We start from the raw sequence: 7,923 nt of genomic DNA on the forward strand, positions 1-7,923 counted from the left end.
CCGGGGCGGTTATTTCACCTCGGCCGCGGTGTTTTCGCCCCGCTTTTTCGCGCCGGCCAGATTGTAGAACAACAGGCCTCCCAGCACCACCGCGATGCCCAGCAGGCTGGCGGGGCTCACCTGCTCGCCCCAGAACAGGGCCACCCATACCGGGTTCAGCACCGGCTCGGTCATGCAGACCAGATTCGCCGCCACCGGCGCGGTGGTGGCAAGGCCCCGGGCCATGAGGATGTAGGCCGCGCCCACCTGCACCGCGCCCATCAGAACGATGGCCGCCCAGCTGCCGGCGCTGAGATTCGGCTCGGTGACCAGCCAGGGCAGCCCCACGGCAAAGCCCAGCACCTGGCTCCAGAAATAGCTGGAAAAGCTGTCCGCCCCGGGGAACATGTTCACCATGAACACCACGGCGTAGCAGCTGGCGGCGGCCACCGCCAGCACGTTGCCCGCCATGCCGCCCGCCTGGAGGCTGCCGGCAAAGCAGCAGGCCATACCGGCGAACACCACGGCGCAGGCCGCCAGGTCCAGCCGCCGGGGCTTCTGCTTGAAGAACACCCACAGGTAGAGCAGGATGAACACCGGGCTGGTGTACTGCAGCACCACCGCGTTGGCGGCGGTGGTGAGGCGGGTGGCCAGGGTATAGGCCACGTTGCAGGCCGTGATGCACGCGGCGCAGCCCAGCACCGTGCGGTTAAAGCGCACCGGCATGCCCGTCGCTTTCATATAGCCGAAGGTGACCAGCGCCGCAAACAGGTTGCGCCCGCTGTTCACCGCCATGGCGTTCCAGGGAATGGCTTTGATCATCAGCCCGCCGAAGCTCATCAGCACCGCCGCTGCCAGCACCAGAAAGATCCCGTTTTTTCGCCTGTTCATGCCCTGTTTCCTCCCCCTTCGGCCCGCGCCGCCCCCTTTCGCGGAGCCCGCGGCCGCAATGCTTTATCATTGTAACGCAGACCGGCCCGTTTGTCACGGGATTTTCCCGTTTTCGCTTGACGGAGCACCCCTGCACTGCTACAATGAAGATAGATGTAGTTTTTAATACCAGATGGGCCGCACCCGGCCCTTCCGCAAAAAGGAGATATGCCCAATGTCCTGGATCATCGTCAGCGACTCTTCCTGCGAGCTTCGCAGCCTGGAAAATCCCGCCCCCGATCTTTCCTTTGCCACCGTGCCCCTCAAGATCCGCGTGGGCGAGCGTGAATTCGTGGACAATTCCGCTCTGGACGTGGACGCCATGATCGACGCCATGCACAACTACAACGGCGCGTCCACCACCGCCTGCCCCAGCCCCGAGGAGTGGGCGGAAAAGTTCCTGCAGGCGGACAACGTGCTGGCCATCACCATCAGCAGCAATCTGTCCGGCAGCTACAACAGCGCCATGGTGGCCCGGGAGATGGTTCTGGAGAGCTACCCCGAAAAGAAGATCTATGTGCTGGACAGCCTGTCCACCGGCGGCGAGATGACCCTGTCCATCTGGAAGGCCAACGAGCTGGTGGCCTCCGGCCTGCCCTTTGACGAAGTGGTGCGGGAGTGGGAGATCTGGTTCCAGGGCCGGCAGGTGCTGTTTGCCCTGGCCAGCTTCGACAATCTGGTGAAAAACGGCCGTCTGAGCCGTCTGGCGGGCTTCATGGCCGGCGTGATGAACATGCGCGCGGTGGGCCGCGGCAGCGAGGACGGCAAGCTGGAGATGCTGCACAAGACCCGCGGCGAGACCCGCATGCTGGCCCTGCTGCTGGAGGAGATGGACCACCGGGGCTACCAGGGTCTGGAGCCTGTGGTCATCAGCCACTGCCAGACCGAGCGCTCCGCCCTGCTTTTGAAAAACGGCATTGAGAAGAAATGGCCGGGCGCCAAGGTGGTGGTGCTGCCCTGCAGCGGCCTGACCAGCTTCTACGCCGAGACCGGCGGCATCATCGTGGGGTACTGACCATGGCCCAACGGCACACCCACAGCGCGGCGCTGCTGGCCGGCACGGCCACCCTCACCGCCGCCGGGCTGGGTCTGGCCTACTATGCCTCCCGGCTGGAGCCGGAGCGGCTGGTGGTCACCCGCCCTCCGCTGGAAAAGCGCCCGCCGCTGCGGGTGGTCTTTTTCAGCGACCTGCACATCGGCCGCACCTGCCCGCCCCGGCGGCTGGAAAATGTGGTGCGGCGCATCAATGCCTTAAAGCCCGACCTGGTGCTGTTCGGCGGCGACTTTTTCGCCAAATTCCTGCGGGACGCCTGGGCCCTGCCCTTCTCCGAGCTGGCCCGCCAGCTGCGCCGCATCCGCGCGCCGAAAGGCAAGTACGCGGTGCTGGGCAACCACGACGTGCGGGAGGGCGCGCGTCCCTTTTTTGAAGAGCTCTTTGCCGCGGGCGGCTTCACCGTTCTGTGGGACGAGGTGGTGTATCCCGCCCCGGGGGTTGCGCTGTGCGGCCTTTCCCCCTATTCTTCCGGGCGGGCGCTGCGGGCCATGCCCGCCGACGGCTGGCGCATCTGCCTGTGCCATATGCCGGACAAGGCCCGCTATCTGCCGCTGAAAAAAGCAGACCTGATGCTCAGCGGCCACAGCCATGCCGGCCAGGTGCGGCTGCCCGCCGTCACCCGCCTCATCCTGCCGCCGGGGGGCAAGTTCTACCCCTACGGCCTCTATCGGCCCCAGGGGCCGGGCGCGGCGCAGCTGTACGTCAGCCGGGGCATCGGCATGAGCGGCGTGCCCTTCCGTTTTCTGGCTCCGCCGGAACTGGTGGTGCTGGGCTGAATCTTGAAAAAACGTCCGAGGCTCCGCCGGGGCCCCGGACTTTTTTTGAAAAAAAGTGAACCGCCGTCCCTTTGGCGACGATCACAAAGCGAAACAGACGCCTGGATCACACAAAAAGGAGGTGAGCCGCGTGCAGGCTTGTCAGGTGGAACAGCTTCTGGCTGACTACGGAACAGAAATTTACCGCTACTGCCGGCGGCTCGCCGGGTTCGGGCCGGACGGCGAGGACCTCTACCAGCAGACCTTTCTCCGGCTGCTGGAACTGGACCTTACCCCGGACGCGGGCCGCAGCCCCCGGGCGCTGCTCTACAGTGTGGCCACCGGGCTTTGGCGCAACGAGTCCCGCAAGCGAAACCGGCGTGCGGCCATCGCCCGGCCGGTGGAGCTGGACGGGGACGACCCGCCGCCCCTGGCCGGGGGCGAGGAGCCGGAGGCGGAAGCTCTGAAAGCAGCGGAGAACCGGGCGCTGGCCGCGGCGGTGGATCACCTGCCGGACAAATACCGGGCGGCGGTGCTGCTGGCCTACGGGGCCGAACTTCCGCTGGAGGAAGTGGCCCGCATCGAAAAGCTGCCCAAGGGCACGGTGAAGAGCCGGCTACACAAAGCCCGGCTGCTGCTGAAAAAGGAAATGGAGGCGAGAGGCTATGGACGAGAAGAACTTTGACCGGCGGCTGACCGCCGCCCTGCAAACGGGCGAAGAGCCCGGCGCGGAGCTGAACGCCGTTTTGAAGGCCCGCCTGTATCAGAAGGAGCGGGAGCTGCAAAGCCGCCCCGCTGCCCGCCGCCTCTCGCTGTGGTGGCTGCCCATGACCGCGAACCTTTTTGTCTGCGGAGTGCCCGCTCTCATCTTCGCTTTGCCCATCATGCCGCTGGCGGCTCACCTGGCCGCTTTCGCCCTGGGCTGGCTGGCGGTGGGGGGCGTGGTGATGACCTTTGTGGGCCTCAAATGCTCCGACCTGAAAGAACAACTCACACTGGAACTGCCCCCAAAAGGCAGAAAGGAGATGTCTTAAATGGCAGTCATGCCTTTGATCCTTGTTTGCGGAGCCCTTGCGCTGGCGGGCCTGCTGGCCCTGGCCTTCACGGTGCTCAGCTGCGTCTGGCTCTACCGGGACAGCCGCCTCCACGGCCAGCCCCCCGCCCTGTGGGTGCTGCTGGCGGTGTTCGCCGGCCCCATCATCGCCCTGCTGCTCTACTTCATCTTCGGCCGCAAACAGCCGCTGGAGCCCTGTGAGAGCTGCGGCGCTCCCCTCATCCGGATAGACCGCTTCTGCTCCGCCTGCGGCGCGGCCAACAGCCACTACGGTGAGCCCGCCCCCAAGACCAAACTGGGCGCGCTGGGCAAAGCGGCCGTCGCCTGCGGCCTTGTCAGTATGCTGTGCATGGCGGGCCTGCTGGTGGGCATGTTCGTCTTCGCCTTTTCCGCGGGCAGCACCCCCCTTGTGACCACCGAGGGCGCCGCCATCATGGCGAGCCTGCCCATTGAGAGCGCCACGGACGTGAACAGCGGCTGGGTCATCATGAGCACCCAGGGCCACCGCAATGGGGTGTGGACCTTCTCCATGAGCAAGACCAGCGACGGCTACCATAAGTCCGGCCGCTTTTCGCTGGACGACCCCCACAGCCGTATACTGGCAGTGGACGTGACCTGCGAGGGCGAGACGCTGGAGCTGGACTTTATTCAGAACGGTGAAACAGTGCGCACCGAGACCATCAGCGGCGCCGACAGCGTGCAGTATTTCTCCCTGGCCGACCTTGCCCCCGGCGAGGTGAAGCTGCGGGTGGTGAACCACGGCGCCACCGACATCAGCGGACGCATCTGGGTGGAATAACGAAAAGGAGCGGACTTGCCGTCCGCTCCTTTTTTCATCGTTTCTGCGTTCCGGCCCAGGCCAGAAGGTCGGCCCGATCGTTGTTCACCCGGCCCTCGATGACCTCCTCCAGCGCCGCGCTCAACAGCCGGCCCAGCCGCGGGCCTGGCCTGCAAACGCTGGCGTCCATCAGATCCGAGCCTTTCAGAGCCAGCTGGTTCAGCCGCACGCAGTCGCCCCGGCGCTGCGCCTGCGCCGCCAGCCGCTCAAAGCGGGCTGTTTCCTCCATTCTCCGGCGGATGACGGGGGTGGACGCGTGAGCCTGCAGGTCCGCCCGCTTCACCGCGGCCATGTCCCGCAGCATCGGCCAGCCCCAGCGGCCCAGCCAGCGCCGCGCTCCGGCCACATCCTGGGGCATGGGCGTGTCGTGCCAGCGCACCAGCGGCTCCACCGCCCGCACAAGGCGGCCGGGCGCCTTCAGCTCCGTCAGCACCTCCCGTGCCAGCGCCGCGCCCCGGGCCGCATGGCCGGGAGCGTGACCAAATCCTTTGGCGTCCAGCACAAAGCACTCCGGTTTTGCCAAATCGTGGAGCAGCAGCGCCCAGCGCACCTCCCGGCGCGCCGGCGCCACGGACACCGCCCGGGCAATGTGGCCCCAGAGGTCCCGGTCGTGGCGGGGGCTGTGCAGGTCAAAGTCCAGACAGGGCCCCACGGCGGGGATGACCCGGGCCAGAATGTCGCCGCATTCCGCCAGAACCCGGCCCGCGCCGCGGCCCAAAAGCAGTTTATCCAGTTCGGTGAACACCCGCTCGGCGCTCACCCGGCTGAGGGTGGGCGCGGCGGCACGGGCGGCGGCCAGGGTGGCCGGCTCGATGGCAAAATCCAGGCAGGAGGCAAAGCGCAGCGCCCGCAAAATGCGCAGGGCGTCCTCCTCAAAGCGGGCCGCCGGCTCGCCCACGCAGCGGATGACCTTTGCCTCCAGGTCCGCCCGGCCTCCGAAGGGGTCCACGATGCCCCCCTCGTCCAGCGCCATGGCGTTCACGGTAAAGTCCCGGCGGGCCAGGTCCTCCTTAAGGTCCTCCACAAAGCGCACCCCGTCGGGGCGGCGGTGGTCGGAATACCCCGTTTCCACCCGGAAGGTGGTCACCTCCACCGGGCCGCCCCGGGTCAGCACCGTCACGGTGCCGTGGGCGATGCCGGTGTCCACCGTGCGCCACCGGGGCGAAAGGCAGGCTTTCACCTGCTGGGGGCGGGCGTCGGTGCACAGGTCCCAGTCGCTGGGCCGGCGGCCCAGCAGGCTGTCCCGCACGCAGCCGCCCACCGGGCAGGCGGTGAAGCCCGCCGCACGCAGCGCCTTCAGCAGCTGCGTCACATGGGACGGCACGTTCATCCGGCGCCCCTCCTTTTCAATGAAATGTTTCACTCAAGACGTCCGGTGCGGAACATCCAGTAGGCAATGCCGATGGCCATGCCGCCGCTGACCAGAATGAGGAACGAGACGCTGCCGATCAGGCTGGGCACCGCTACGAACAGCACGCACATGAAGGCCAGCGGGATGACCGCCAGCTTGAGGCTCTTGGAGAAATACTTGAAGGCCAGCGCGCCGAACAGGGCGGGAATGACGTTGTTGAAAGCGGGGGCCAGCGCTGGGTTTTCCAGCACGGGCCGCAGAGGCACCAGGCACAGCACGCCCACCGCCAGCACCACCGTGGTCACAAGGCTGCTGGTGGCCACCGACAGGGTGGAGACGATGTCGTTTTCCGGCGTGCCCACCTGGGTGCCGCAGATCTCCCGGGCGTTCACCGCGCAGGGCAGCTTCAGGTTGATGACGTTGCCGGTGATGAAGGTGAGGTAGCTGGCGCCCGAGCCCAGCATGGGGGAATAGACCAGAAACTCCACCACGCCGCTGGTCCAGTAGATCAGCGCCACCTGGGCAAAGCCCACGCCGAAGGCGGTCCAGTCGGGGGCAGCCTGCAGCACCCAGCCCATGGCCATGGGCACCGCCAGCAGCAGCAGGATGGCCGCCACCGTGCCCAGCCGGCCCAGCAGGTGGGTGGAGGCCTCGTAACGGTCGTAGTATTCGTTCTTCTGTACTTCGTTCATCTCGGCCACCTCCTCACACAACAGCGAACAGCGCCACGGCTGCCGCCATGCCCACCAGCATGCTGCCCGCCATGGAGAAGTTGTCCAGCCAGGTCATGCCCTTCTTGCGGGCCAGATACTCAAACAGGCCCATGGCCGCCGCGCTCACCGCCGCCACGAACAGGGGCATATAGTTGCCGGCGCTGGTCCACTCGCCCAGATAGGAGCCGATGTAAGCGCTCACCAGGCCCACGAACATGGCGGTGAACATATAGTCGCCAAATCCCTTTTTGCCGCTCTTCTGCTTTTGGGCCGCGCCCCGCACCTTTTTCATATAGGCTTTGAGGCAGAACACGCACAGGATGCAGCCCGCCAGAATGCCGGCGGTCATCACCAGCGCGATGGTCAGAAACACCGGCGCGGTGAGAGGTCCGCTGCCAAGGCCGCCGCTCATGCCGGCGGCGCGGGCAGCGATGTCCGCCACGTTGCCTTCATAGTGCAGCGCACCGATCACCGAAAGGCGAATCCAGGGCAGCGGAATTCCCAGAGAACCCGACAGGGCGATGACGCCCAGCAGGATGGAGACGCTGGGCAGCAGGGTAAAAGTGGCGCTGGAGGTGATGGCCCGGCGAAGCTTCGCCTTGTCCATCCCCATGGCAACGCCCGCGCGCCAGCTGCGCACAAGGAACACCACGCAGAGCACGCCAATGAAGAGCACCACCACGCCCACGATCAGAAACATGGGCAGGCTGTTGAGCTGTGTCAAAAGGTCCATTACGATCCCTCCCGGTTTATCACGCTAAAGCGATAGGATAAGTATACCAGTTTTTGGGCCTTCTGTCCAGACAGGGCGGGCAGGAATCTGTTTTTGTTCCTGCTCCCAAAACAAGAAAAAGGCCCCTGCCGCAAGGGCAAGGGCCTTAAAAAAGGGCAAAGAGAAAGCCGGCGCCTACCTATTTTCCCAGGTCGTCTCCAACCAAGTATCTTCGGCACTACGGAGCTTAACTACTGTGTTCGGAATGGGAACAGGTGGGACCTCCGCGTAATCGGCACCGGCCGTATGCATAAGCATTCGGCTTAGCATATCTCTTTCGAGGGATGCACCCTCAAAACTGAACAATAACTGCGATTGGCTTCTAGGAGTACCTTAGCAAGATTTGGGTCAAGCCCTCGACCTATTAGTACGTGCCAGCTGAACGCGTCACCGCGCTTACACTTCACGCCTATCAACCTTGTAGTCTTCAAGGGGTCTTACCTGATTGACTCAGTGGGATATCTTATCTTTGGGCCG

The 7,923-nt window shown here is 65.3% G+C and carries 9 protein-coding genes and 2 rRNA genes; 5 read left to right on the plus strand and 6 right to left on the minus strand.

Annotated features, from left to right (window positions below):
- Positions 1-9: 9 nt before the first annotated feature.
- Positions 10-870 carry a DMT family transporter gene (locus ACMNAY_RS03205; protein WP_394975307.1) on the minus strand — a complete coding sequence of 287 codons (861 nt, stop codon included), beginning with the start codon at positions 868-870 and terminating at the stop codon, positions 10-12.
- 214 nt (positions 871-1,084) lie between these two features.
- Here ACMNAY_RS03205 and ACMNAY_RS03210 point away from each other — a divergent pair, with 214 nt between their 5' ends.
- From ACMNAY_RS03210 to ACMNAY_RS03230, 5 genes are all read left to right on the plus strand, one after another.
- Positions 1,085-1,924 carry a DegV family protein gene (locus tag ACMNAY_RS03210; RefSeq protein WP_418718365.1) on the plus strand — a complete coding sequence of 280 codons (840 nt, stop codon included), beginning with the start codon at positions 1,085-1,087 and terminating at the stop codon, positions 1,922-1,924.
- A 2-nt stretch (positions 1,925-1,926) separates the two neighbouring features.
- Positions 1,927-2,739 carry a metallophosphoesterase gene (locus tag ACMNAY_RS03215; RefSeq protein WP_418718366.1) on the plus strand — a complete coding sequence of 271 codons (813 nt, stop codon included), beginning with the start codon at positions 1,927-1,929 and terminating at the stop codon, positions 2,737-2,739.
- Positions 2,740-2,869: 130 nt separating this feature from the next.
- Positions 2,870-3,403 (plus strand): RNA polymerase sigma factor, encoded by a 534-nt coding sequence (locus tag ACMNAY_RS03220; protein ID WP_418718367.1) that lies wholly within the window; start codon positions 2,870-2,872, stop codon positions 3,401-3,403.
- Positions 3,384-3,752 (plus strand): hypothetical protein, encoded by a 369-nt coding sequence (locus tag ACMNAY_RS03225; RefSeq protein ID WP_394975314.1) that lies wholly within the window; start codon positions 3,384-3,386, stop codon positions 3,750-3,752. The genes ACMNAY_RS03220 and ACMNAY_RS03225 overlap by 20 nt, the downstream gene beginning before the upstream one ends.
- Complete coding sequence (locus ACMNAY_RS03230) at positions 3,753-4,571, plus strand: hypothetical protein (protein WP_418718368.1); 819 nt, start codon at positions 3,753-3,755, stop codon at positions 4,569-4,571. It abuts the gene before it with no gap.
- A gap of 34 nt (positions 4,572-4,605) precedes the next feature.
- Here ACMNAY_RS03230 and ACMNAY_RS03235 read toward each other — a convergent pair whose 3' ends face one another.
- From ACMNAY_RS03235 to ACMNAY_RS03255, 5 genes are all read right to left on the minus strand, one after another.
- A complete protein-coding gene (locus ACMNAY_RS03235) occupies positions 4,606-5,940 on the minus strand; it encodes a CCA tRNA nucleotidyltransferase (RefSeq protein WP_418718369.1) in 1,335 nt (444 codons plus the stop codon).
- A 29-nt stretch (positions 5,941-5,969) separates the two neighbouring features.
- Positions 5,970-6,653, minus strand: coding sequence for a hypothetical protein (locus ACMNAY_RS03240; RefSeq protein WP_418718370.1), 684 nt, complete (start codon positions 6,651-6,653; stop codon positions 5,970-5,972).
- 13 nt (positions 6,654-6,666) lie between these two features.
- On the minus strand, positions 6,667-7,407 hold the full coding sequence (locus tag ACMNAY_RS03245; RefSeq protein WP_418718371.1) for a DUF5058 family protein: 741 nt from the start codon (positions 7,405-7,407) through the stop codon (positions 6,667-6,669).
- Positions 7,408-7,572: 165 nt separating this feature from the next.
- Positions 7,573-7,689 (minus strand): 5S ribosomal RNA (rrf, locus tag ACMNAY_RS03250).
- A 101-nt stretch (positions 7,690-7,790) separates the two neighbouring features.
- Positions 7,791-7,923: ribosomal RNA gene (locus ACMNAY_RS03255) — 23S ribosomal RNA — on the minus strand; the annotation flags it as partial.

Source organism: Candidatus Allofournierella merdipullorum (genome assembly GCF_048426865.1).
Classification (GTDB): Bacteria; Bacillota; Clostridia; order Oscillospirales; family Ruminococcaceae; genus Allofournierella_A; species Allofournierella_A merdipullorum.

Bases quoted from the DNA above. Each gene is read 5' to 3' on its own strand.
- ACMNAY_RS03205 (WP_394975307.1), bottom strand. From the start codon at position 870: ATGAACAGGCGAAAAAACGGGATCTTTCTGGTGCTGGCAGCGGCGGTG.
- ACMNAY_RS03210 (WP_418718365.1), top strand. From the start codon at position 1,085: ATGTCCTGGATCATCGTCAGCGACTCTTCCTGCGAGCTTCGCAGCCTG.
- ACMNAY_RS03215 (WP_418718366.1), top strand. From the start codon at position 1,927: ATGGCCCAACGGCACACCCACAGCGCGGCGCTGCTGGCCGGCACGGCC.
- ACMNAY_RS03225 (WP_394975314.1), top strand. From the start codon at position 3,384: ATGGACGAGAAGAACTTTGACCGGCGGCTGACCGCCGCCCTGCAAACG.
- ACMNAY_RS03230 (WP_418718368.1), top strand. From the start codon at position 3,753: ATGGCAGTCATGCCTTTGATCCTTGTTTGCGGAGCCCTTGCGCTGGCG.
- ACMNAY_RS03235 (WP_418718369.1), bottom strand. From the start codon at position 5,940: ATGAACGTGCCGTCCCATGTGACGCAGCTGCTGAAGGCGCTGCGTGCG.
- ACMNAY_RS03240 (WP_418718370.1), bottom strand. From the start codon at position 6,653: ATGAACGAAGTACAGAAGAACGAATACTACGACCGTTACGAGGCCTCC.
- ACMNAY_RS03245 (WP_418718371.1), bottom strand. From the start codon at position 7,407: ATGGACCTTTTGACACAGCTCAACAGCCTGCCCATGTTTCTGATCGTG.